General features: G+C 64.6%; 23 protein-coding genes. 10 read left to right on the forward strand and 13 right to left on the reverse strand.

All coding sequences use genetic code 11. The annotated features are described in order from the left end of the window. Nucleotides 1-84 precede the first annotated feature (84 nt). The 8 genes from FG93_RS09460 to FG93_RS09495 all read left to right on the forward strand — a co-directional run bounded on the left by FG93_RS09460 (nt 85) and on the right by FG93_RS09495 (nt 6,715). Complete coding sequence (locus tag FG93_RS09460; RefSeq protein ID WP_152579370.1) at nt 85-1,014, forward strand: GntR family transcriptional regulator; 930 nt, start codon at nt 85-87, stop codon at nt 1,012-1,014. A gap of 2 nt (nt 1,015-1,016) precedes the next feature. Next, complete coding sequence (locus FG93_RS09465; protein ID WP_043234074.1) at nt 1,017-1,541, forward strand: ureidoglycolate lyase; 525 nt, start codon at nt 1,017-1,019, stop codon at nt 1,539-1,541. A 4-nt stretch (nt 1,542-1,545) separates the two neighbouring features. Continuing rightward, complete coding sequence (locus FG93_RS09470) at nt 1,546-2,457, forward strand: allantoinase PuuE (protein WP_043233901.1); 912 nt, start codon at nt 1,546-1,548, stop codon at nt 2,455-2,457. A gap of 43 nt (nt 2,458-2,500) precedes the next feature. Next, entirely contained in the window at nt 2,501-3,370 is an 870-nt protein-coding gene (locus FG93_RS09475; protein WP_161783799.1) for an ABC transporter substrate-binding protein, read from the forward strand. 95 nt (nt 3,371-3,465) lie between these two features. Then, nucleotides 3,466-4,137, forward strand: coding sequence for an amino acid ABC transporter permease (locus tag FG93_RS09480; RefSeq protein ID WP_043233903.1), 672 nt, complete (start codon nt 3,466-3,468; stop codon nt 4,135-4,137). A gap of 9 nt (nt 4,138-4,146) precedes the next feature. Then, entirely contained in the window at nt 4,147-4,821 is a 675-nt protein-coding gene (locus tag FG93_RS09485; RefSeq protein WP_043233904.1) for an amino acid ABC transporter permease, read from the forward strand. Nucleotides 4,822-4,942: 121 nt separating this feature from the next. Next, nucleotides 4,943-5,917 carry an NAD(P)-dependent oxidoreductase gene (locus FG93_RS09490; RefSeq protein ID WP_043233906.1) on the forward strand — a complete coding sequence of 325 codons (975 nt, stop codon included), beginning with the start codon at nt 4,943-4,945 and terminating at the stop codon, nt 5,915-5,917. A gap of 24 nt (nt 5,918-5,941) precedes the next feature. Next, nucleotides 5,942-6,715, forward strand: coding sequence for an SDR family NAD(P)-dependent oxidoreductase (locus tag FG93_RS09495; protein ID WP_043233908.1), 774 nt, complete (start codon nt 5,942-5,944; stop codon nt 6,713-6,715). A 140-nt stretch (nt 6,716-6,855) separates the two neighbouring features. Here FG93_RS09495 and comGE read toward each other — a convergent pair whose 3' ends face one another. Continuing rightward, nucleotides 6,856-7,116, reverse strand: a complete 261-nt coding sequence (gene comGE / locus FG93_RS34005) for a competence system putative prepilin ComGE (RefSeq protein ID WP_369347004.1) — start codon at nt 7,114-7,116, stop codon at nt 6,856-6,858. A gap of 898 nt (nt 7,117-8,014) precedes the next feature. Here comGE and FG93_RS09500 point away from each other — a divergent pair. Both FG93_RS09500 and FG93_RS09505 read left to right on the forward strand, forming a co-directional pair. Beyond that, a complete protein-coding gene (locus tag FG93_RS09500; RefSeq protein WP_043233909.1) occupies nt 8,015-8,371 on the forward strand; it encodes a hypothetical protein in 357 nt (118 codons plus the stop codon). Nucleotides 8,372-8,437: 66 nt separating this feature from the next. Continuing rightward, nucleotides 8,438-9,241: a Ku protein gene (locus FG93_RS09505; protein ID WP_043233910.1), complete on the forward strand. Its 804-nt coding sequence runs from the start codon at nt 8,438-8,440 to the stop codon at nt 9,239-9,241. Here FG93_RS09505 and FG93_RS09510 read toward each other — a convergent pair. The 12 genes from FG93_RS09510 to FG93_RS09565 all read right to left on the reverse strand — a co-directional run bounded on the left by FG93_RS09510 (nt 9,238) and on the right by FG93_RS09565 (nt 21,542). Beyond that, entirely contained in the window at nt 9,238-10,740 is a 1,503-nt protein-coding gene (locus tag FG93_RS09510) for a D-glucuronyl C5-epimerase family protein (RefSeq protein ID WP_161783800.1), read from the reverse strand. The two genes, FG93_RS09505 and FG93_RS09510, sit on opposite strands and share 4 nt — an antisense overlap. Before the next feature lie 211 nt (nt 10,741-10,951). Then, entirely contained in the window at nt 10,952-11,344 is a 393-nt protein-coding gene (locus FG93_RS09515) for a hypothetical protein (RefSeq protein ID WP_152579373.1), read from the reverse strand. A gap of 35 nt (nt 11,345-11,379) precedes the next feature. Then, a complete protein-coding gene (locus FG93_RS09520; protein ID WP_043233914.1) occupies nt 11,380-11,574 on the reverse strand; it encodes a hypothetical protein in 195 nt (64 codons plus the stop codon). 30 nt (nt 11,575-11,604) lie between these two features. Further along, nucleotides 11,605-11,910, reverse strand: a complete 306-nt coding sequence (locus FG93_RS09525; protein WP_043233915.1) for a hypothetical protein — start codon at nt 11,908-11,910, stop codon at nt 11,605-11,607. Between the two features lie 53 nt (nt 11,911-11,963). Next, on the reverse strand, nt 11,964-12,662 hold the full coding sequence (locus FG93_RS09530; protein WP_081881414.1) for a peptidoglycan-binding protein: 699 nt from the start codon (nt 12,660-12,662) through the stop codon (nt 11,964-11,966). Between the two features lie 24 nt (nt 12,663-12,686). Next, on the reverse strand, nt 12,687-14,138 hold the full coding sequence (locus FG93_RS09535; protein ID WP_043233916.1) for a hypothetical protein: 1,452 nt from the start codon (nt 14,136-14,138) through the stop codon (nt 12,687-12,689). 31 nt (nt 14,139-14,169) lie between these two features. Next, on the reverse strand, nt 14,170-14,682 hold the full coding sequence (locus FG93_RS09540; protein ID WP_043233917.1) for a DUF4376 domain-containing protein: 513 nt from the start codon (nt 14,680-14,682) through the stop codon (nt 14,170-14,172). Between the two features lie 5 nt (nt 14,683-14,687). Beyond that, the gene (locus FG93_RS31145; protein ID WP_052513556.1) at nt 14,688-16,505 is read right to left on the reverse strand and encodes a hypothetical protein; all 1,818 of its coding nucleotides are present in this window, start codon (nt 16,503-16,505) and stop codon (nt 14,688-14,690) included. A gap of 25 nt (nt 16,506-16,530) precedes the next feature. Then, a complete protein-coding gene (locus FG93_RS09550; protein WP_043233918.1) occupies nt 16,531-20,292 on the reverse strand; it encodes a host specificity factor TipJ family phage tail protein in 3,762 nt (1,253 codons plus the stop codon). Continuing rightward, the gene (locus FG93_RS09555) at nt 20,276-20,683 is read right to left on the reverse strand and encodes a C40 family peptidase (RefSeq protein WP_043233919.1); all 408 of its coding nucleotides are present in this window, start codon (nt 20,681-20,683) and stop codon (nt 20,276-20,278) included. The genes FG93_RS09550 and FG93_RS09555 overlap by 17 nt, the downstream gene beginning before the upstream one ends. Next, nucleotides 20,683-21,186, reverse strand: a complete 504-nt coding sequence (locus FG93_RS09560) for a DUF1833 family protein (RefSeq protein WP_043233921.1) — start codon at nt 21,184-21,186, stop codon at nt 20,683-20,685. The genes FG93_RS09555 and FG93_RS09560 overlap by 1 nt, the downstream gene beginning before the upstream one ends. After that, the gene (locus tag FG93_RS09565) at nt 21,183-21,542 is read right to left on the reverse strand and encodes a hypothetical protein (RefSeq protein WP_043233922.1); all 360 of its coding nucleotides are present in this window, start codon (nt 21,540-21,542) and stop codon (nt 21,183-21,185) included. The genes FG93_RS09560 and FG93_RS09565 overlap by 4 nt, the downstream gene beginning before the upstream one ends. Between the last annotated feature and the right edge of the window lie 4 nt (nt 21,543-21,546).

Consider the following 21,546-nt stretch of genomic DNA (forward strand, 5'->3'; position numbering starts at 1 on the left):
CAAGCCGCGCTTGCACTTTTTTGCTAGCAGCCGGACCTGGCCCCATTCCCGACATTTGGAGAGTCTGCTTTCGGCAGGTGTGTCTTGCTACCGACCAATGGCGCACAACTGGCGATGGATCCAACGAGCACATTTGACACGTGGTCTCTTCGGCAGGACGCGGATCGTCGACGGGGAAAGTTCGGATGTAGAGCGGACGGTCGCGCCCATAATGGGATACCGCTTTTATATCACTGCGCGCTATTTGTGCACGACTGGCGCATTTTCCTGCCGCTACTTCCTTCGTTGCGAGGTTTCTTTGATCTAGCTTGGGATACCAAGCTGAAGAGCATCGCCGTGATTGACACCGACAAGCCGCTCGCGAACAACATTGTTCTCCTCCCGAATCCCGAACGGGGGATTACGGAACAGGTTTACGCTCAGCTTCTCCTGGGCATTGAGCGCCGTGACTACCGACCGGGCCGGCAACTGGACGAGCGCGGTCTGGCGGAGGCGATGTCGGTATCCCGCACGCCGCTCCGCAACGCCTTAAGCCGCCTCTTGGGAGAAGGTTATCTTGAACGCTTGCCGAACGGTTCGCTCGCCGTCCGTGAGGTTGGTGCCGGTGAGGTACTGGAACTGCTCTCCGTGCGCCGCTTGCTTGAGCCGGAGGCGTCAGCGCAAGCCGCGGGCCGGGTCGCCATCGAACGTGTGCTTGATCTGCGCGGGCAGCTCCTGGGCCTCGATCCCGAGGATACCAGCGCGATGGCTTGGCAGCAGGGCGACATGATCCATGATCTTGTCGTCGAGCATTGCGGCAATCAATCCCTCGCCCGGATCATCATCGATGCTCGGCGGCGGATCCACATGTCGACGCTGGAAGAAGTGCCGGGCCGCCGCGAAGCGGCTCGCGCGGAGCATGTCGCGATCCTCGATGCCCTCGTGCGCGGCGACCCGAGTGAGGCACGCGCCGCCATGGCGCGACACCTGGACAACAGCCGCGATGGCTTTCTCACCGCTTTCGGGATCGGATGACCGTGAGCAAGGCTGAAACTCTCCCGAACCAGGTCGTTACGATCGAGCCGCTGACGGCTGCGGCCTTCGCGTCCTTCGGCATGGTGGTGGCGCATGCAAGCGCCGCGCGTCGGCATTATTTCCCTGAGGCGCTGGAGCATTCGCCCGAGGCAGCTCAGGCGAGCTTCTGGGTCTCGCGGGTCGATGCGGTAACGCAGTTACCACTCGCGGTGACAATGATGGAGCGGCATCCCTACACCACCCAGACCTTCCTGCCGCTACGCGGCGGGCGCTATCTCGCCGTGGTGGCCTCCTCAGACCAACAGGGGTTGCCGGACCTAGCCACGGCGCGCGCCTTCCTCGTCGCCGGGCACCAGGGCCTCACGTATCATCGCGACGTCTGGCATTGCGGCATGACGGTTCTGGACGCGCCCTCAGAGTTCGCGGTGCTGATGCACAAGACCGGCCGCGACGACGACGACGTCTTCCTGGAACTGCCCCGCCCGTTCTCTATCGAGCCCCCAGTCGTTCCTGATCCCGGAGCATGATGTCATGAGCCTCGACGCCCATCTCGCCCGCGATTTCGTCGGCTATGGCGGCCAGCCGCCACAGCCGCGCTGGCCGGGAGAGGCCCGGCTCGCGCTCAACCTGGTCGTCAATTTCGAGGAAGGATCGGAGGCCTCGTTCCCGGATGGTGACGGAGTCAGCGAGACGCGGCTCTCGGAGGGCGGCGGCGGCTTCGAAGGCCGCGACCTCGCCGCCGAGTCCATGTTCGAATACGGCAGTCGCGTCGGGTTCTGGCGTATCAACCGGCTGCTGGCGGAACGCCGCTTGCCAGCGACGATATTCGCCTGCGCGCTGGCGATGGAGCGCAATCCTGCGGCCTGCGCCGAGATCGTGGCGCGCGACTACGATGTCTGTGCCCATGGCTGGCGCTGGGAGCGGCACCAGAACCTATCCGAAGAGGAAGAGCGGCGGCGCATCGCCCGCACCGTTGAAAGCTTGACGCAGACGCTCGGCCAGGCGCCGGCCGGTTGGTATTGTCGGTATGGGCCGGGGCTCAACACGCGTCGGCTCGTGGTCGAGAACGGTTCGTTTCTCTACGATTCCGACGCCTACAACGACGAGATTCCGTATTGGACGCGCGTGCTAGGGCGCGATCACCTCGTCGTGCCCTACAGCCTGACCACCAACGATGCCAAGTTCTTTAGTGGCAATGTCGCGACCGCCGGCGATTTCTTCGAGACGCTCCGCGACAGCTTCGACATGCTCTACCGCGAAGGCGCCGCGCACCCGCGGATGATGTCCGTCGGATTGCACCTGCGCGTCGTCGGGCATCCGGCGCGGGCCGCCGGGCTTGAGCGCTTCCTCGACCATGTCGGCAAGCATGACGACGTCTGGATCTGCCGGCGCGCCGACATCGCTCGCCATTGGGCGGCAACACATCCGCCGGTGGCGCAGTGACCTGTCCGTTCCAACACAAAATCACAAAAGAGGGGATATGCAGATGATGAGGATGTTTTCACGCACGGTCGTTAAGGCGGCCATCGCTGGCGGCCTAGTTCTGACCGCTTTGCCCGCTCTGACCCAGGAAGCCGACCATCCGAGCGACAAGACGCTCGTGGTCGGCACGGATTTCGGCGTCGCGCCTTGGATGATGCGCGGCGCGAACGGGCCGGAGGGCTTCGGCAACGACCTGGTCGTCGAGATCGCCAAGCGCCTCGGCCGCCCCGGCGTCGAGATCGTCGACGTTCCGTTCTCGGGCCTGTTCGCTGCGCTCTTCGCCAAGCGAATCGAGTTCACGGTTAATCCGCTGAACATCACGGCCGAGCGGGCCGAGCGCATGCTCTTCACCGAGCCGTTCTTTGCGACCGGCAACGGCTTCCTTGTCCGCGCCGGCGAGAAGATGAGCGGCTTCGAAGATCTCAAGGGCAAATCGGTCTCGGTGAACCGCGGTACGATCTCGGACACCTGGGCGTCAGCGAATGCAGAGAAATACGGTTTCGAGGTCCAGCGCTATGACAGCTTTCCCGACACGGTCCAGTCCGTCATCACGCGGCGCTCCTTCTCGGCGCTGAACGAGATTCCGACTGCAGTCTATGCGGCAAGCCGCAACAAGGCGATGACCGTGGGGTACAAGGACTTCAACGGCCGCAATTTCGGGTACGCTTTCCGCCTCGAGAGCAAGGAGTATCGGGACAAGGTCGAGGCGGTGATCGAGTGCCTGAAGAAGGACGGTACCCTGAGCAAGCTGCACGAGAAATGGTACGGCGCCCCGCCGGAGAAGGGGACCTCGATCGAGGTCGTCTACGATGGCTATGGAGCGCCTGGGTTCAAGAATTACGATTCCACGCCGCACGCCAGCACCTGCAAATGATATGAGCACGGCCCGGCCGTCCGCGGCCGGGCCGTCTCGCCGCGACGAGGGCCGGCGCCGCCACGAGCTGCGCCTTCGCCGGAGCTGAGCAGAGCATGGACAGGATCATCGACAACTACTTCAACCTTCAGGTCATGGCCGGGGCCTTCCCGGACGTACTGAAAGGCTTCGGCGTCACCATCCTGGTCACGCTGCTAGTGATCGCCGTCGGCATGGGCGCCGGTCTCGGGCTTGCGCTGCTGCGATCACTCAGGATCCGCCTCGTCGATCTGCTCATCGTCATCTACATCGACGCGTTCCGGACGCTGCCCCAGCTCGTCGTCATCATCGTCATCTATTTCGGCTTGCCCTATGCCGGGCTTTCGCTCTCGCCTTTCGTGACCATGGTGTTCGCGCTCGGCGCGATCCTCTCCGCCTTCGCGGCAGAGATCTTCTGGTCGGCGATCATGGCGGTGCCGCCTGGACAGAGCGATGCGGCCAAGGCGCTGGGGCTCTCGCGCCTGAAGACCATGGCGCTCGTCATCCTGCCGCAAGCGGGGCGGCTGGCGCTTCCCATGCTAACCAACCGGGCGATCGCCATCGGCAAGGGAACGGCGCTGGGGACCGCGGTCGCACTGCCGGAAACGCTCGGCCAGGCCCAGAGCGTGATGGCGATCGTCGCGAACCCCTCGCCACTGACCCTCGCCGCCATGTTCTATCTTGCGCTTTTCATCCCACTCGTCGCGGCGAGCCGGGTGATTGAGCACAAGTTCGGTCCCGGACATTGAGGCTGGCCGATGCTTGAACTCTTCATCGAGAACTTCCTCAACATCGACTCGCTGCTGCAGATCTATCCGCTGCTGCTGCAGGGCCTGCGCTTCACGATCATGCTTGCGGTCGTGGCCTTGCCGCTCTCCATCGCCTGGGGGCTCGTCGTCGCGGTCGCCTATTCCTTCCACATCCGCTGGTTCAACATCCTGCTGATCGGCTATATCGACCTGGTCAGGGCCTTCCCCATCGTCGTCCTGCTCGTCCTGATCTTCTACGGGCTCCCTTTCCTTGGACTGAAGCTTGGCGGGTTCACCGCAGCCGTGCTTGCCATCGCGCTGAACAATTCCGGCTACTATGGCGAGATCTTCCGCGCCGGCATCGAAGCTGTGCCGAAAGGTCAACGCGAGGCTGGTCGAGCGCTCGGCTTTCGCACCTGGCACATCATTGCGCTGATCATTCTGCCGCAGGCGATCCGAAAAGCGCTCGCACCCCTCGCGAGCAATTCGCTGGAGCTGGTCAAGACGACCTCCATCGCAGCACTGGTGGCGTTGCCCGAGCTCTTGCGCTCTGCTCGCGTCGCGCAGGAGCAGACCTATAACCCGACGCCGCTGATAGCGGCGGCGGCGATTTATTTTGTCTTGCTCTGGCCGTTCGCCCGCTGGGTCGCCGTGCTGGAGCGGCGGGCACAACTGCAACGTTAGAGCATCGAAGCTGCCCGGCCGGGGCTTCTGGGAGACAGTCATTGGGTCGCTATTTGGAACCGCGCAATCTTGAGGCCGCACTGAGAGGCGGTTCTGTATTTGCCTGCAGTGGCCTTTGACCATGAAGGTCCTGATCACGGGCGGCAGTGGATTCGTTGGCCTCGCGCTGGCCGAGCGCCTGCTCGAGGATGGGGACGAAGTCTGCCTTTTTGCCGCGGCTGCTCCGCCGTCGGAGTTCTTTGGACGGCTGAGGCAGGACGGCCTGCAAATCATCACGGGAGACATCCGCTCAGCCGAGGCGCTCGACGACGCGCTCCAACGAAGCACGGCCAGCCGCATGGTCCACGCCGCCGCGGTGACGCCCGGTCCGGAGCGCGAAATCCGCGAGGCCCGCACCATCCTTGATGTCAACATCCTCGGCACCGTCAATGCCATCGAGCGAGCCGCGGCCGCCGGCCTCGAACGCGTGCTGATGGTCAGTTCGGTCGCCGTCTACGGTTTCTCGCCGCCAGCCGCTTCGGACCTCTACGAGGAGGAGGGTTCGGCGCCGGCTCCCGCCGCGCTCTACGGCATTTCGAAGCTCGCGGCGGAGCAGGCAGCGCTGCGGCTTGGCTCCCTGCACGGCGTCGATACGCGCATCGTCCGGCTCGGCCCGCTCTACGGACCGTGGGAATACGCAACAGGGTTGCGCGACGCGTTGAGCCCGCATCGTCAAATTCTGGCATCCGGCCGCGATGGCCGAACCATCACCCTGCCTCGGCCGATGCGAGCCGACTGGCTCTATTCGCGTGATGCCGCTGCCGGTCTCGCGCTGCTGCTTCGCTCGGGGAGCTTGCGCCACGAACTCTACAACCTGGGCGGCGGCACGATCACCGATCTGCCGGACTGGTGCAGGGCCCTCGAGGCGGCTGGTCTGCCTCTACGCTGGGGGATGGCGGGCGAGGGGCAGCCCTCCGATATCCGCTACAACCTGCCACAGGACCGGGCTGCGCTCGCAATCGCACGGATCAAGTCTGACACCGGCTTTCAACCGCGACGCGACTCCACTGCTTTCGCGGCTGATTATCTCAACTGGTCAAGCGGCCTTTCCCTCTGACTCTCCACGACAAGGATCGCAGCCATGGCACGCCTCGCCGGCAAGACCGCCCTAATCACCGGCGCCTCCTCCGGGATCGGTCGCGCCATCGCTTCCCGCTTCGCAGAAGAGGGCGCGCGTCTGCTCTTGGCGGATATCACCGAGACGGTGCGCGAGGGCGGCACGCCGACACGCGAATGGCTGGCGGAACGCGGCCACGACGCCGCCTTCATCGCGACCGACGTCGCCGACGAAGCCCAGGCCGAGCGCGCCGTCGCCATGGCGGCCGACCGGTTCGGGCGCCTTGATATCCTCGTCAACGATGCGGCGATTGGCAACGGCAAGCCCCTGATCGAGACGACGCTTGCGGAGTGGAACCGGGTGATGGCGGTCAACCTGACCGGTGTCTTCCTGATGGCGCGCGCCGCCGTGCGGTTGATGCTCCGGCAGGAGCCGCGCGAAGAGGTGCGCGGTCGGATCGTGAACATCTCCTCCCAGCACGGCATGATCGCGTGCCCGGAGGACATCGCCTATGGTACGTCCAAAGCCGGCGTGGTCTACGTCACCCGGCAGATCGCCGTCGATTACGCAAAATCCGGAATCATCTGCAACGCCGTCGCCCCGGGCAAGATTCTCACGGGCAAGGCTGGCCGTGCGGTCGAGCAGCGTTGGCTCGACTACTCCACCGCGCGCACGCCAATGCCTCGGCTGGGACGCCCGTCTGATGTCGCCTCTGCCGCCCTTTTCCTGGCATCGGACGAATGCTCCTTCATGACCGGTGAAAACGTCCTCGTCGATGGCGGCTGGATGGCAGCTTGATCTCTGCCCGGTTCGCTAAGCCGGCTCCTCTGGAGGTCCAGGCCCAAGAGCGGCTGGAGCCTGGGCGAAAGTCTACGGCTTTAGTCACCACATCCAGTACTCAATCTGAGTCCGTGTCAGGCCTGCCCGATGATGTCAGCTCATTGCGCGCGGTGGCGGGCTTTCATGGGCAAACGCGCGGCATGCGGAGGCCGTCCGTCGCCATCGCTAAGGTCTGGTTCTGGGCAGGAGCCCAACTTCTGCTCCTGGCGCGCGATCCAGACTTGGACGCCGTTGAGGCTGCGATCCCTCAACTCACGGCGAATTGCATACTCTACTGTTGCGAGCGCCTCCCCAGCGCGCCGAGAGTTCGCAGTTTTATTCCGAATGGTTGAAATTTGGCGTCCCGGAAGGGACTGCAAACAGTAGCCGTTTTCAATGACTTGGCTAATGGGTTAGCCACGTTGGTTGCACGTATGTTCCCAAGGTTCGCCGGGACATGGTGGCGAACCTTCCGCAAGGATTTTACGAGCTATCGATATTCCGCGCGCTATGCCGGTGACAGATCCTTCAACGCAGAAAGTTGTTTTCAATGAACGACTTACTGGGAGCGCTGATAGATATCCCCAGAACCCACAGAAACATACAAGATGTCGTATCCACAGGGTTTGCTGCACGCTAATCCTTGAACATCGGTCCGGCAACGCGGATAATTCGAATCGTTGGTTTCGCATAATGCAGCAGCGCACAGAGAAGGCGTACCGGCGCGATGGGCTAGCCGGCTGAGGACAACAGCCTTTGCCGAACCAACCGATGGAGAATGCGATGGGCCTTTGGCCGATCCGATTCGACGTTGAAATAAAAAGGACCCGGAATGCACTGACCATGCGCTTCCGGATCCTATTGTTCATCGCCTGATGAATCACGGTAAGGGACGCTGCAACGCCCCTTACTACCCTTATAGTGATCCCTCGCTGCGGCTCACGCAACACCTATCGGCGTCACAACGCACACATTCTGTGACACGCTGATCGCGGCCGCCCGACCCCAAATCGGGAGAGATGATGAGGTTCAGCTTCGGACCGTCCAACGGACAGATGGCCCTGTCCGCGGTCCTAATGGTGGCCCTGGCGCTGTGGGCGTGGTGGTCGGGAAGATGGAATTGACTCCGCCCAGAACGAGAACATAAACAGAACATTCAGCCGGCAGATGGAGGCCCGCAATGATTGTTCCCCGACCGCGCCGCGCGATCCGGCCAACCTCAGCGCTCAACGCCCGCAAGCCGGTCATCGACAGGCACACCGACATCCTGTTCTGAAAATGCCGGAACACACCTACGCCCTGCGCAAGACGTGGCCCGACAAGGCGGACGATTACCTCGTGATCGACGAGCACGGCGACAGGATCGCGCGGACTCATCTCGACGCAGGCACGTCTCCGCAAACGTGGGCCTTCAGTGTGGGCTTCGGTTCGCTGCCTCAACAGCCGACGTTCCGCGGGCGATGCGAGAACCTGGAAGAGGCGAAAGCCAAGATTAAAGAGCTATGGCCGATCTACCGCGCTCAGTGGACGGATGATGAGATTGAACGCGAGCGAGCCCACCTGCGCGATCTCGACGAGCGAACGAAGGAATGGATTGCCAAACACCGGCCGGCAGCTGCTCGCCTTCGAAGCTGATCTCGGCTCGGCGGAACCGAAGCCGTTCTGGCGCATTGAATCCCGTTCGTTGCGTGGAGTTGCGTCATGCCTCCTCCCTACTGGAAGGGCTATCTCAAGCTCTCGCTGGTCACTTGCCCGGTTGCGATGATGCCGGCGACGACGGACAGCGAGAAGGTCCGGTTTCACACCTTGAACCGCGCCACCGGCCATCGCGTCGCCAGCCGTTATGTCGACGCAGAAACAGGCAAGCCCTTTGACGAGCGCGATGAGGCCAAGGGCTACCCGACGGGCCAGGACGAGTATGTCATCCTCGAAGATGACGAGATCGAAGCGGTCGCGCTCGAAAGCACGCGCACCATTGATGTCGATATGTTCGTGCCTCGGGACTCGATCGAATGGGCCTATCTCGATAAGCCGCACTATCTCATGCCAGACGGCGACGTGGGCGAAGAAGCGTTTGCGGTGATCCGAGAGGCCATGGCCGCCAGCAAGCTGGTCGGGATCTCGCGCGTCGTGCTCTACCGCCGCGAGCGCGCTTTGATGCTGGAGCCGCGCGGCAAGGGAATAGTCGCCTGGACGCTGCGCTATGGCGACGAGGTTCGTGACCCCAACCCGTATTTCGCCGAGATCGAGAAGGTGAAGCCGCCAACCGAACTGATGGAGCTCGCCAAACAGCTGGTGAAGGAAAACACCAAGCCCTGGTCCGGGGACATGGTGAAGGACCCGGTCCAGGAGCATCTGCTGAAGCTCATCGCCTCGAAGAAGCGGCGCAAGGGCAAGCTGAGCCGCGAGGACGGCACCGTGATGAAAGGCAACGTCGTCAACCTGTTCGAGGCACTGAAAAAGAGCCTGGCTGGCGATGCCGGCGCGAAAAAGCGCACGAACTAGTCCTCAACCTCGATCGGCAACGTCTCGAATGCGGCCGCCTGATCGGAAGCGCTCATCGGCAGAGACAGGACGAGGAGCCTGATATCGCTCTCGTCGATATCCTCAGGCCTCAGGGTGCCGAACTTCTCCCAGACCGCCGCAGCGAGGTCCGGATTCTCGGTCCAGTGCCAGCGCCTCCGCGGACCATCGGACGGGCTTCGGTCGGCATGACGGTCGGCAAAGATCTGCCAGCGCAGCGCCCGCAGGAACAGCTGCGGGTCGCCGATCGAGCGGGCGATCGAGGCCAGCGTCGCGGCGTGGAAGGGAAGGTATTCGGGGGCGACCTGGCCCCAACCGAGATCGCCCAGGCTGACCGAGAAATCGACAGTCGCGTCGGAACCTGCAGCGCCCTTCGTCCCCTTCGCGAGGCGAAAGAACTCGATGTCTCCCGGACGCCCGCCGAGCGATGAAGCCTGGATGTCGCCATCGCCCGCGAAGGTGAAACGGAGATCCAGCGCGTCGCGGAGATGCTTGGGGTCGAACTCCCGGCCATGCCGGGTCGAGAAGGATATCAGTATAGGCCGCTCGCTCAGCACAAGACCGTCGCGCGTGAGCTGCTGCCCCGGCTTCCGCTCGAAGAAATTCGCCTTGGGGGATCTACGCCTGGTGCCGAAGTCGATCTCCGAGACATCACCGTCGTGCATCTCGGCCCGGCTCAGCGTTCCGTGGCCACTGATCTGAAAATTAACGGCCATGTATCGGGGCCGCAGATCGTACCGGTTCCAATACCCGTTATCGATCACACTGAGCGCGGAACGGAAGGATTGGAGCCCGCGCTCGGCGAGGAGACGAAAACCCTCACCTGGAAAATGGCGATCGAGCAGGAGCAGGGTTCGGATCGAATAGAGATGGGCGTTGACGATGAAGGGGTTATGCCGGTCAGGAATCGGCACCTCCTGGAACCAGACGAACTGATCGTTCTCGGATCTCAGGCCGCCCAATGTGACCGGTAGAAAGAATGCCTTGCCGGCGCGCCTGGCGAGCTCCGCAAACCCGGCCTCACCCGTCTTGCAGGAATGGATCAGGAGCCGCTCGATCGCCGCTGCTTGACCGAACGCGGAAGCCCAGGGCGCTTTCAGGAGAACATCGTTGATCTGCGTGTCGTAGTCATACCGCCACACGACCGCACCGCCGCCGGCTTCGACGGCGTTCCGCTCAAAGAACGCCAGAGCCGCGCGCGCCTTCTCGTCCGGATGGTAGGCCGCACATGCGTCGTCGAAACTCCGCGTGTCCCGCGAGAGCATCGCAAAGGCCACTGACGACACGTTGCGGAACCGGCTGCCGTCGGGCACCTCGGAAAACGGGAGCCCCTGCTCATCGAGTCGCGGTGTGGCTTGCCAATAGGGAGTCTTCTCCGGCAGGTCGACTAAACCGGAAGCTGCCTGCGCGGCGATGCAATAGCTCACTACGCCGCCGAAGCATTGGCCATCGCTGCCTATGCCGCTGCTGTTTCGCGCCATGCCAAAGATCGCCGCCGTGCCCAGCAAAGCAATCGAGACCGAAGCGACCAAGATTGCAATCTGCTTAGACCGGATGCCCATGCGTCCTGATAGTTGCAACGAGGTATTCGTGCAATGAAAAAGACCCCGCCAGCTGGTGCTGACGGGGCCAAGTACAGGGAGGAAACGCCCGGAGGCAGCCGGTTGCGCCGGCCAGGCGATCTTGCGGCGGTCAGCCGCTCGATTTCGGAGGCAACGGGAACGGCGGCGGCCCATCGCGGAGACGCTGCGCCCAACGGATCGCCGCATCGCAGACCGTCATCCCTACCAGCCCAAGGCAGAAGCCGAGCGAGCCTTCGATATCGCCGCCCGGCTGGGACCAGAGGTCGAAAGTATCGAGCCACTTGCGGACCATCGGCGTCACGGCCGGGGTGCAATAGCCGGCGGTGAGTCCGCCGACGATCGCGCTGCTGATGCGCTGCGCCCAGGAGACATTTTTCGTCACCAACCCGCGCGTCACACCGCCGGCGATGCCGGCAAACACATGAATCCATTTCAGACCGGTGGATTGCTGGAGCCAGCCCATAAGGTGCTGGAGCCCGTCGGAAGGCGGTAGGTCAGCCATAGTCAGTCAGTCTCCGCGCCGCAGCGCTCTCGAGGTCAGGCTTCGCGCTTGCGGTTCCAGTACCGGGTCCAGACCAGCGTGACGCCGGCGAGCGCCAGGCCGGTCAGCTCGAGGCCCGCGCTGACGAACACATCGGCGTTCGCCGGCAGCATGAACCCCGCTGTGACCAATGCGGCGGCGGCCTTGTAGAGGCCGATCCGGAAATACTGCTGAGCAAAATCCCAATTCATGTTGTGGTCTCCGGCGGATGGGGTAGCGGGTCAGCGGCTGGTGCGAGCCGCCTCGATCGCGGCATAGGCGTCGGCGAGAGCGACGAGCGCCTGCGCGACGTTCTTCGGTGGTTTGGCGCAGAAGGTTGCGAGAGCGGCCTCGGCGTCGCGCGCAGCAGCGCGCAGCTTCTCCGGTGCGAACAGGTCGACAGCGACGGCTGCAGTCTGCAGATCGGCACAGCGCTCGGCGAGCCTTGTGCTGACCTGAGCGATGCGACCGTCGATTGCCGTGGTCTGGCAGGCGCCGAGCGCAAGCGCGCATGCGCCGGCGACCGCCGCGAGAATGCGGTGTTTCATTGTGGTGCTCCGATGTGGTGAAAGGCGGCGGGCCCGGCCGCTACGGGATTAGGTCAGGCGGCAACCTTGATCGGCTGTGCGTCGGTCGAGCGCGCCTTGGGCAGGCGAAGGCTGTAAGGCGTCTGGAACTGAGCTGCCTCGGCGGTGCGGCGCGAGATGATCTCGGAGGGCTTCTTCCAGGCGAGGATGGCCTTGCGGATCGCGGCCGGCTCGGCGCGGGTATTGATCAGCTTGACGAAGGACGAGCCCGCAAGCCCGCCGGTACCGATGTTGTAACAAATCGAGCCCAGCGCATCGAATTGATGCTCGGCCAGCGAGACAGTGATGGCCCGGCGCACTGCGTCCTCATATTGGACGATGTCGCGCGCAAAGATTGCATCGCATTCCGGGCGCGTGATCGTCAGGCCACGATAGGGGACGGGCGCCCCGGCCGCGGCTGTATGCCCGATACCAATGGTCCATATCCCGACGCTGTCGAGATAGGCGGTCAGGCGGCGAGCCTCGCGGCCGATCAAGGCCGCAATGCCGATCGCCGACATGGACTGCCGCGGCGGTGCGGGCTCGGGCTCAACCGGATTACCCGCCCGAAACGCCAGCCACGTCTTTGGGCCCGCGACGCCGTCGGGATAGAGACCGGCAGCGCGCTGGAATGAGACGATCGCGGCCCGCGTCATCAGCCCCATGAGACCGTCAACGGGACCGGGATCATAGCCGCGCGAAAGCAGCGCGGCTTGCACCTCGCGAATGTTCATGGCGATGCTCCGGAGTTGGGTGGCCTATTTCACCCGCATGATCTTGTTCGCGATCTGCGTCGGCTGAAGCTTCGAATGCGCCTGGCCGGAGCCGAAGGGCGTGCCGCTGAAGCCCGCACTGACGCTGCCGGAAAAGCCTGCGGTGATGCCGGTCGGTGAGGACGTGGTGTTGTTGTTCGAGGCCACGGGGACAGTCGCGTTCGAACTGGTGGTCGAGACAACGACGTTGGTGCCCGACGCGTTCACGCCATGGGTGTGACCGGGATCGCTGATGGTCACGGAACCGCTGACACTGGCCGAAATCGACCCCGCTGGTGTCACCGTCGGCAGCTGGGCGATCGTGAGCGTGCCGGTCTCCGCACCGCCGGCTGCACCAAGGGGTGATCCGTTCACCGTCGCAGCGGTCAGCCGCCCGGCCGCCGTGCCTCCCATGTTGTCGCGGCCAGCCACCACCCGGCCGCGCAGATCGGGCAGCCGGATATCGCTGGCGCTGCCGCAGGGAGCGCCAGCGTAGACCGTGACGTCACTGGTCCCCGACGTCGTCGCCGTGAGAGAAAGCGTGATCGAACTCGAGGTCAGCGAGACAACGGTTGAGCCGGTCTGAATGCCGGACCCCTCAACCCACATCCCGGCCCCAAACGCTGACGTATCCGCCAGACCCGTGATCGTCGCATTCCCCGAGACGCGCGTGCCGGCCTGCGTCAATCCGAGGATGCTCTGAAGGGCCGGGTACGAGGCCCGCACCACGCATTGGCCGAACGGAAACAGATAATTGTCGTCGGGAGGGGTCCAGCCGACATAGTCGAGGACGGTACCGACAGGCACCGCCTGGTTCGCGATGGGCAGGCCGGTCGCGCGTGAATAGGACCAGATCGACCAGTTGCCGGAGCCGAGCGCGATCGCGACCGCCTGGTCGCCTGCCGCCGTGGTGATGTTGACCCCACCGGGCAGGATCAGGCTGGTCGCGTTATTGGTGAGCGTCAGCGCGCCGGCGAAGCGGACAAACTTGGCCGTGCCTGCAACGGCATTTGCGCCGAGGGAGGTGATCGCCGTCGAGCCGGTGATCGTGATTGTCGAGCCGGCGGTCGAGCCGAGGTCCACAGTTGCGGCGCTCGCGAGCGATGCCGTGCCCCCACCGACCGGAGGCGACCAGACATGGTTGGTCAGGTCGACGGCGCCGACCTCGAGCCAGGATGCGCCGTCATAGAACTTCACGATGTGCGGCGAGGCCGAGGTATCGAGCCACCATTGGCCTTTGACCGCGACGCCGGTGCAGTCCGTTGCCGGCGCGATCGCACCCGAATTCGAGGAGATGACGGCAGCAAACCCGGCATTGACCGCCTGGGCGAAGGCGAGCCCGGAGACCGTTCCGGTTGTCGGCATGCAGGCCGAGCCCTGGGCGGCGCGGGCGGGCAGCAATGGCAGGGCGGTGGCCACGACGAGGCACGCCGCGGCGAGCAGGCGAAAGAAGCGCATTTCGAATGTCCTCGATTTCAGGGGATGACGGTCAGGGCCAGAGTGCGTCCGCCGAGACGTCGACAGGGGGCGTCGCCATGTCCTTGATCGACCAGGACGCGGCGTAATGGGCTTCGACATGGGTCAGGGCCTGCATGCCCATCTCGATGATTTGGGTCGCGCTGAGCTCGCGCGTCACGTCGCTTGCGTCGCGAAAGCGGAACATCACTGATGGATCTTGGCCAAGGGCGAGCTGCGCGGCAGTCACCCGACCCTGGATGTTGCGGAAGTCTCGCTCGTCGCGGGTGTCGATCGTGAATGTCTGCCCGCCGACCGACACGACCGCTCCCCGCGCGATGCGCCTGTCGCGCTCGGCGTTGACGAGATCGTTGATCGCGGCCGCCTGCGCCCGATAGAGCGCGGGCTCGATGACTGCGAGCATTTCGGCCCACAGCGCGGGATGGTCATCGGCCGAGATCGAGAGGCGCCCGGCCTCTGAAGTTTCAATCGCCGCGGCCGTGTGTTCGGCATTGCCATAGGCGGCGGAGAGGATCGTGTAGGTCATTGGCGTCACCCCTTGATCTCTTCGAGGACAAGGGTCGCCGCCTGGGCTCCACCCAGCTCGCGCGTCGTCGTGATGCCGTTCAGGCGCATGGTGCCGGTGTTCGGCCCGACCCGGATCGTATAGGTGTGGGCGCCGACACCGGGCGTATGCTCGAATTCGAAGTGGATTTCCTCGCGCAGATTGACGGAATTGACGATCTTGGCCCGGGCCCTGATCGCATCGGAGCCGCCATCCACGAAGACCGCCGCGATCATCACACCGCTGGTCGAGAGCGTACCGCCGGCGCTGAACCGGCCGCGCACCTTGTTCGAAGCGGAATCGACCGTGATCGCCTGCGAGATGATCTGCGTCCCCTCAGTCACCTGGGGGATGGTGTTGTCGATCGGGATCGTCGCCGTCAGGTCGGCGTTGGCAGTGTATTCGGCATAGGCTGAGTCGACGATCGATCCGGTCGGCATGACCGCCGCAGACGGCGTGACCCACGTGCCGCCCGCGCCAAGCACCTTACCCGCTGCCGCGTCCCCCGTAGCAGGCGCCGGCACCAGCCCCTTGACGCCGCCTGATCCGGCATCGCCAGTGAAGGCGCTCAACAGAGCCGTCTGGGCTGCGGCGCTCGCGGCGCCCGCCATGTCCCGCCCGGCCGCGGTGAGATCGGTGACCGCAGCGGTTCCGGCCCCCGTGAAATAGGGCAGCTTGTTCGCCGCGCTGGTGACCCCGGCAATCGCCGCAAGCTCGGCGTCATAGGCCTGGACGTCCGCGCCAATCACCAGCCCGAGCGTGGACCTCGCCGCCGTCGCATCGGCGTCGTCGATCAGCGTGCGGGCGAAAGCCGACAGGTCAGCGAGCGCAGCCGTCCCAGCGCCGGTATAGTATGGGAGCTTGTTCGCGGCCGAGGTCAGCCCCGCCAGAGCGGCGAGTTCGCCATCATAGGCCTGGACATCGCTGCCGATCGCGAGCCCGAGCGCGGTGCGTGCCGTTGACGCCGTGGTTGATCCGGTGCCGCCCGAGGCGATGCCGATCGCGGTCGAGGCCGAGACCGTGGTGAAGGCGCCGGCCGCCGGCGTCGTGCCGCCGATCGGCGCATTATTGATCGTGCCGCCGGCGATTGCCGCACCGTTGATCGCCGGCGCGGTCAGTGTCTTGTTGGTCAGCGTGTCGGTCGTTGCGCGCCCGACAAGCGTGTCGGTCGAGGTCGGCAGCGTCAGCGTGCCGGTGTTGCTGATTTGCGCGATGATCGGCAGCGCAAATGTGCCGCCGGTTACCGTCTTGCCGGTCAAGGTCAGCGCCGCCGGCAGCGACAGTGCCGGCGAGCCTGATACGCCGTCACCATTGGCGACGGTGATCTCGTTCGCGGTGCCGGCGATCGTTCGGAAGGCGTAGGTGCCTGCGCCGGTGCGGCTGATCAGACCCGTCGCAGACCATCCGGTGATGGTGTCGAGACAGGCCGAAGCTGCCGCGTTGCAGCCGGTGCCACCGGCCGAGAGCGGGATCGTATAGGCATGGGTCGACGTGTTGAGCGTCGCCATGACCACCCATGTCGAGCCGTCCCATATCTTCCAGCTGCGCGGCTGACCGGAGGTATCGATCCATTCCTGAAAGGCGAAGGGCGTGCCGCCGGATGCGTTGGTCGGTGCGGCCGTGCCGGCGTTTTTGGCGCCAGTCGCGAGGATGGCCGCATTAATCTGGCTGGCGACGCCCGTGGGCCCACCGAACTGGTTCGGGCCCGAAAGCGGAACAGTCAGCGTGCCCTGCTGAGCGAGAGCGGCGGAGGCGAGAGCGCAAACAAGCGCGCCCACGCCGAGGAAACGGCGAAGCTTGGACATGTCGGTCTTTCCGGGGTGTTGAGGGTCAGTAGCCCTGGACGTCGATATTGACGGTGCGGGCGACGCCGATGCCGCCCGCCTTGATGCGGACCGTGCAACCCACCTTGCTCTCGTCGCTCAGCTCGAGCACGCCGTCCTGGCCGTCGAGGATGGTGACGTTGACATAGGGGTTCGCTGCGCCGTTCGGCCCGCCGTGGAAAGGCGCGTCGGCCGGCGCATTGTCAGGTCGGTAGGTGATCGCCAAGCCCTCAGCGGGAATTGCGATATTGGTCAGGTGGTCGATGCGGTCGGGCACATCGACCCGGAACTTGAACTGCTGCACGATCGCGATCGCGCGCGGGTTCAGGGTGTTGAGGATCAGCCGGAATTTGAAGTGCCGGGCGAGATACGAACCGGCGCTGAAGCGCTGCCACGGGCCCCACTGGATGTTCTGGCTGTACACGTCGGCAGGTTCATAGGTGTCGACCGTCGAATAGATGTCGAGCGGATCGTTTTCGCCGAGCGCGATCTCGATGAAGACTTCGACCTCGCGCGCCGCCTCCGCCGTGAGCAGGTCCTGAATTCCGAGGAAATCGGGTTCGGTCAGGATGTCCTGATCGGACCAGATCGCGCTGGCGTGGAGTTCGACCGTCACGGCGCAGGCGACGACGCGGCCGACATCCACGAAGTGCGTGTTCGGGATCTCGTAGGCACCCGAGCCGCCGCCACCATAGTCCAGCAGCGAAGGCGTCCCGAGGAAATCGGGAATGGTCAAGACGTCGCCGGCGCCGCCCGTGCGTAGATCTGTGCCGGAGACCGCGACCGTGCCGAATGTCGTGCCGGACCAGGCGGTCGCCTTTTCGTCGAATTCGACCACGACGTTGCCGACGAGGGTGGCGCCCGTGATGACGATCGATGCCGGCGCAGCAGAGTAGACCGTCAGGTTGCTGATCGGTTTTGCAACCGCCGCGATCCAATAGGTGTCGTCGCCGAGCACGGCAAAGGGCGGGTGCGCCACGGTCTCGATCAGGAAGCTGCCGGCCCAGGTCGAGCCCTTGCGAATCTCGTAGAGCACCGCGCCACGCCAATCACGCACCTCGTCCCAGGCAAGATTGCGCACGCCGTCGACGAAGACCGAGCGAAGGCGCGTGACGCTCGGGAGCGGCTTCGCCAACAGGTCGCCGGTGATCGCACTCGCCGGCAGGACTGCCCAACTCGACACCGTGCCATCGTCGAACAGCGATCGCACCCGGAAGGAGTAGCTGCCGAGCAGCAGGCCACCGATCTCGATCCATTGCTGAGGAGCCGCCACCGTCTGGGCGCTGGACCAGCCCTGTTCGCCGCCTTGGCCGACCTGCTCGTCGCGCCATTGCGCCTCGAAGGCGCGAACGCGTCCGAGGCGCGGCGCCTGCCACGACAAGCGGACAACGGCGGTCGTGGCGCCGCTGCCGCCCTGGACGATGATTTCCTTCGCCGTGACGCTCTTCGGCGGCAGTGTGAACGGATCGGCCGGCTGACTGATGCGCGAATCGAAGGGCGGAATCACGCCCCGATCGGCGTTGATCAGCGCGGGCGCGTCGTCGACCAGCGTGAGCCGTGCGGTCAAATCGTCCTGGTGCTCGATCGCGAAGACGCGGCAGACGATCGACTCCCGCTCGGTTTCACCGAACAGGAAGAGGTCGCCCGGCGCCGGCAGGGCGCCGTCGCCGTCAAGGGTCAAGGCGCTGACCTCGCCCTCTGTCGTCACCAACTGGCGCAATACGCTTGTGCCATTGGCCAGGCGGAAGCGGATGCAATAGGCCTTCCCGACCTCCATCGTGACGATATCGTCGACCGTGACGACGTTGTCGGCGACCGACTTCACCCGCCCATAGCCGAGCCCGACCTTGATGATGTCGTGGGCGAAGAGCACGCGGTCGCCGCGCGTGCAGCGCAGATGCTCCCAATCGACGCGGATCTGATACTTCTCCGGGCGCAGCCGGGCCTGGGCAATATGATAGCGCCCATGCTTCCAGGCGAGATCCGACGAGGTGATGCCGTCGAGATCGATCGACTCGAACAGCGTCGCATTGCCGGCGTCATAGCCGTCGTCATAGACGATGCGTTCGTCAGCAGCATAACCCTTGGCAGCGTTGACGAACTTGACGCGAAATCCGTGCGGGGTGCGCTGATAGACGCGCTCAGAACTGAAGCCCGATGAATTGCGCGGCGTGAAATGCTGCACCACCGGCGCATCGAACTCGTCCCAGATCACGCTCCATTTGCCGTCCCGGAAGGTCGGGACCGCTCGGCCGGCGACGCAGATCAGGACAAGGCGCTCATAGACCGAGGTCGCATTCTCGACCACGCTGTCATAGGTGAAGTTGTTCAAATTGTTAAAAAGCCACCACCGCTCAAGCGTGGGGATATCGATGCCGTCGTCATGAACCGGCATGCTGTTCGGCGGCGACTGCAGCACCTTGCGGAACAGGTCGGCCGGATTGCGCGACATGCTCTGAACCCAGCCGGTCGCACCGTTGTAGCTCAGCCCCTGCGAGCGGACCCGCACATTGAAGGTGTCGACGACGCCGGACAGCTGATCGCTGGCACGGATGCGGATCGCGACCAGGGCGAGCGGCGCCGGGAAGCTGATCGGCTGCGCCCGCTTGATCGAGCGCAGCGCGGTCCAGACGACCTGCTCTGCAACGTCCTCGGTGCCGATCGTCGGCGAGATCCTGACCAGCATGATCTCGTACTGCCCGCGCGGAACGCTGACGCTGGTGCCGCGCCTCGCCTGGCCGAGTTCGCGCCAGAAGGCGAGCTCGCTGGCCTGCGTAAAGCCGCCCTGATCAATCCGGCGATAAAAGACGCGGACATGGACACCAAGTCCGTTGCGAGCTCCGGTCGTGGTATCGACGATATAGATGCCCTGAGGTGCCGCGATATCGACCGAAAACTCGTCGATATCCGGCTCGGTCATGCGCTTCACCAGTTCGTTGTAACCGAGCACGATCGAGAGATCCTGCTGGTCAACCTGGCCGGGATAGAGCGCCGTCGGCGTGTCCGTGTCGTAGCCAGCACGCACCTCGAGCTCGACGCCCGAGAAGGACTCTATCGGCGTCTCGCCGATCCTGAACTCGTCGATCACCAGCGGTCCATAGCCTACGCAGAAGAGCAGGCGCAGATACTGATCGTCGCCGACGAGCTCGCTATAGGGCTTGGCTGCGAAGGGCGGCGAAATGCGATGCTGGCCGAGCACGACGGGAATGGACCCAAAGGGCCGCGCCTGGTTCTGCGAACCCTGCAGCGAGGAGATACGCTGCGCCTCCTCGTTCGGCGCGAGAGCGCCGTTATTGCTCGGCTTCTTCGCCACCGGAAACAGGGCATTGACGAGCAGCGAGCCGCCGATCGTGATCGCGCCCGAGACCAAGGCCGAGGTGACAAGGAAGGCCGTCGTACCCGCAGCGAACAGGGCGCCGGCGATCCAAGGCCCGACAACAATCGCCGCAATCGCGATGGCGACGAATGCAAGAGCGCGCAGGACGCCCTTGCCGTGCATCGTCGCCCGGAAGGTCACGACAATGCCGGGCTTCGGCCGCACCCGACCCCAAAGCTCGGCCGGCACCACATCCTCGCCGAGATAGGCGAGCATCGGACGCGAACCACGCCCGGGCCATGCGCGCGCCAGCAGCTCCGCGAGCGAAAGGCCAGCGGGCAGGTTCACAATGCTGCGCTCATGACGCAGCGGGTGCCGCAATACGATGACGTCGACCATGCCAGCGTCAGGCGGCAGGATCTCGCCGCGAAGCGGTTCAGACGCAGGCAGCATGGCGGCTCTCATGACGGAAGAAGCCGCGCAGCCGGCGGGCAAGGCGGGCCCCGGAAAGAGGCTCGATCGTCGCGTCGGCACCATCCTCGACATGCAGGACGAGCCGAGGTCCCGCGACGAGGCCGATATGCGGCACGCCGAGATTGCTCATTAACACGACATCAAAGATCTCTGCCTTGTCGGCCGGGACCTCGATCCACGCGCTTCGCCCCTCGCAGACGAGCTGCTGCAGCGTCTCGCGATCGGCGGTCGAGACATAGGCCTCGTCGAGGCGCGGCAGATCCAGGCCGAGCTGCTCGGCATAGACCAGGCAGACGAGGCCCCAGCAATCGAGACCCGCGCGCGAGCGCCCCCTCTCGGCGAAGGGCAGGCCGACATAGGCATCGAGCATCAGAACAGGCCGGGGAACTGCGAAGGATTGAAGCTGCCGGCCGGGAACGGCTCGGTGACGAGCGCATTGATCGCCAGATGCAGCGTGATGATGCTCGCGTCATAGGGCGCGCTCACCAGATCGAAGGCCGGAAAGGCGATCTCGACCTCGTCGAGCGCCGATGCCAGCACGAGCTCCATCGTGACCCGCGCCGGCGTCTGGGCCGAGCGGACGATGTCCACCATGCTCCGGTCGACGTTGTCGAGGGTGATGCGGGACTGGGGCGCCGCGCCATCCTTCTCGTCGGGCAGCACATAGCCCATGGGCACGAAGAGATAGGTCTCACCGCGACTTGCGGTGCCATATTTCAGAGGGTCGACCGAGATCCGCGACGTCGGGTCCGACGACAGCCTGATTGGCTCCTCGAGCAGCTCATGCGTGATCGTCATCAGGAAGATCGGCACCTCGCCGGTCTCCTGCGCATTCATCGCCCCCCGCATCGTCAGCGAAAGCGTGCGGCTCATGGCAGCACCTCGAGCTTGAAGCTGGCGCGCCATTCGATGGCGCCGAAGGGCGCCCAGGTCGGCAAGCCGCCATCGGCAAAGCGAACCAGCCAGTCTGCTCCGCCGTTCGGGTTGGGGAACCAGAACGGAAGAGCGCCGCCGAGCAGAGTTTCAGAGACGAAGGACTTCAACAGCGCCTTCTGGTCGAGGCTCATGATGAGCGATCCGGACACCGGCTGGACATTCGCCGTTGTGCGCCGGCGCACTTTCGCCGGGCCCACGTCATTGGCGCTGCGAATCCGGTTCTCGGCCTCCTGCTCGGAATAGTCATCGCTCTGCAGCTTCTGCGGCAGGGTGGCGGGCCAGGTATCTGCCATCACA

The sequence above is a fragment of the Allobosea sp. LC85 genome (assembly GCF_000735605.1).
Classification (GTDB): domain Bacteria; phylum Pseudomonadota; class Alphaproteobacteria; order Rhizobiales; family Beijerinckiaceae; genus Allobosea.

Coding starts and splice junctions, on each gene's coding strand:
- FG93_RS09470 (WP_043233901.1), top strand. CDS start 1,546: ATGAGCCTCGACGCCCATCTCGCCCGCGATTTCGTCGGCTATGGCGGC.
- FG93_RS09475 (WP_161783799.1), top strand. CDS start 2,501: ATGATGAGGATGTTTTCACGCACGGTCGTTAAGGCGGCCATCGCTGGC.
- FG93_RS09480 (WP_043233903.1), top strand. CDS start 3,466: ATGGACAGGATCATCGACAACTACTTCAACCTTCAGGTCATGGCCGGG.
- FG93_RS09485 (WP_043233904.1), top strand. CDS start 4,147: ATGCTTGAACTCTTCATCGAGAACTTCCTCAACATCGACTCGCTGCTG.
- FG93_RS09490 (WP_043233906.1), top strand. CDS start 4,943: ATGAAGGTCCTGATCACGGGCGGCAGTGGATTCGTTGGCCTCGCGCTG.
- FG93_RS09495 (WP_043233908.1), top strand. CDS start 5,942: ATGGCACGCCTCGCCGGCAAGACCGCCCTAATCACCGGCGCCTCCTCC.
- FG93_RS09500 (WP_043233909.1), top strand. CDS start 8,015: ATGCCGGAACACACCTACGCCCTGCGCAAGACGTGGCCCGACAAGGCG.
- FG93_RS09505 (WP_043233910.1), top strand. CDS start 8,438: ATGCCTCCTCCCTACTGGAAGGGCTATCTCAAGCTCTCGCTGGTCACT.
- FG93_RS09510 (WP_161783800.1), bottom strand. CDS start 10,740: ATGGCGCGAAACAGCAGCGGCATAGGCAGCGATGGCCAATGCTTCGGC.
- FG93_RS09515 (WP_152579373.1), bottom strand. CDS start 11,344: ATGGCTGACCTACCGCCTTCCGACGGGCTCCAGCACCTTATGGGCTGG.
- FG93_RS09520 (WP_043233914.1), bottom strand. CDS start 11,574: ATGAATTGGGATTTTGCTCAGCAGTATTTCCGGATCGGCCTCTACAAG.
- FG93_RS09525 (WP_043233915.1), bottom strand. CDS start 11,910: ATGAAACACCGCATTCTCGCGGCGGTCGCCGGCGCATGCGCGCTTGCG.
- FG93_RS09530 (WP_081881414.1), bottom strand. CDS start 12,662: ATGAACATTCGCGAGGTGCAAGCCGCGCTGCTTTCGCGCGGCTATGAT.
- FG93_RS09535 (WP_043233916.1), bottom strand. CDS start 14,138: ATGCGCTTCTTTCGCCTGCTCGCCGCGGCGTGCCTCGTCGTGGCCACC.
- FG93_RS09540 (WP_043233917.1), bottom strand. CDS start 14,682: ATGACCTACACGATCCTCTCCGCCGCCTATGGCAATGCCGAACACACG.
- FG93_RS31145 (WP_052513556.1), bottom strand. CDS start 16,505: ATGTCCAAGCTTCGCCGTTTCCTCGGCGTGGGCGCGCTTGTTTGCGCT.
- FG93_RS09550 (WP_043233918.1), bottom strand. CDS start 20,292: ATGCTGCCTGCGTCTGAACCGCTTCGCGGCGAGATCCTGCCGCCTGAC.
- FG93_RS09555 (WP_043233919.1), bottom strand. CDS start 20,683: ATGCTCGATGCCTATGTCGGCCTGCCCTTCGCCGAGAGGGGGCGCTCG.
- FG93_RS09560 (WP_043233921.1), bottom strand. CDS start 21,186: ATGAGCCGCACGCTTTCGCTGACGATGCGGGGGGCGATGAATGCGCAG.
- FG93_RS09565 (WP_043233922.1), bottom strand. CDS start 21,542: ATGGCAGATACCTGGCCCGCCACCCTGCCGCAGAAGCTGCAGAGCGAT.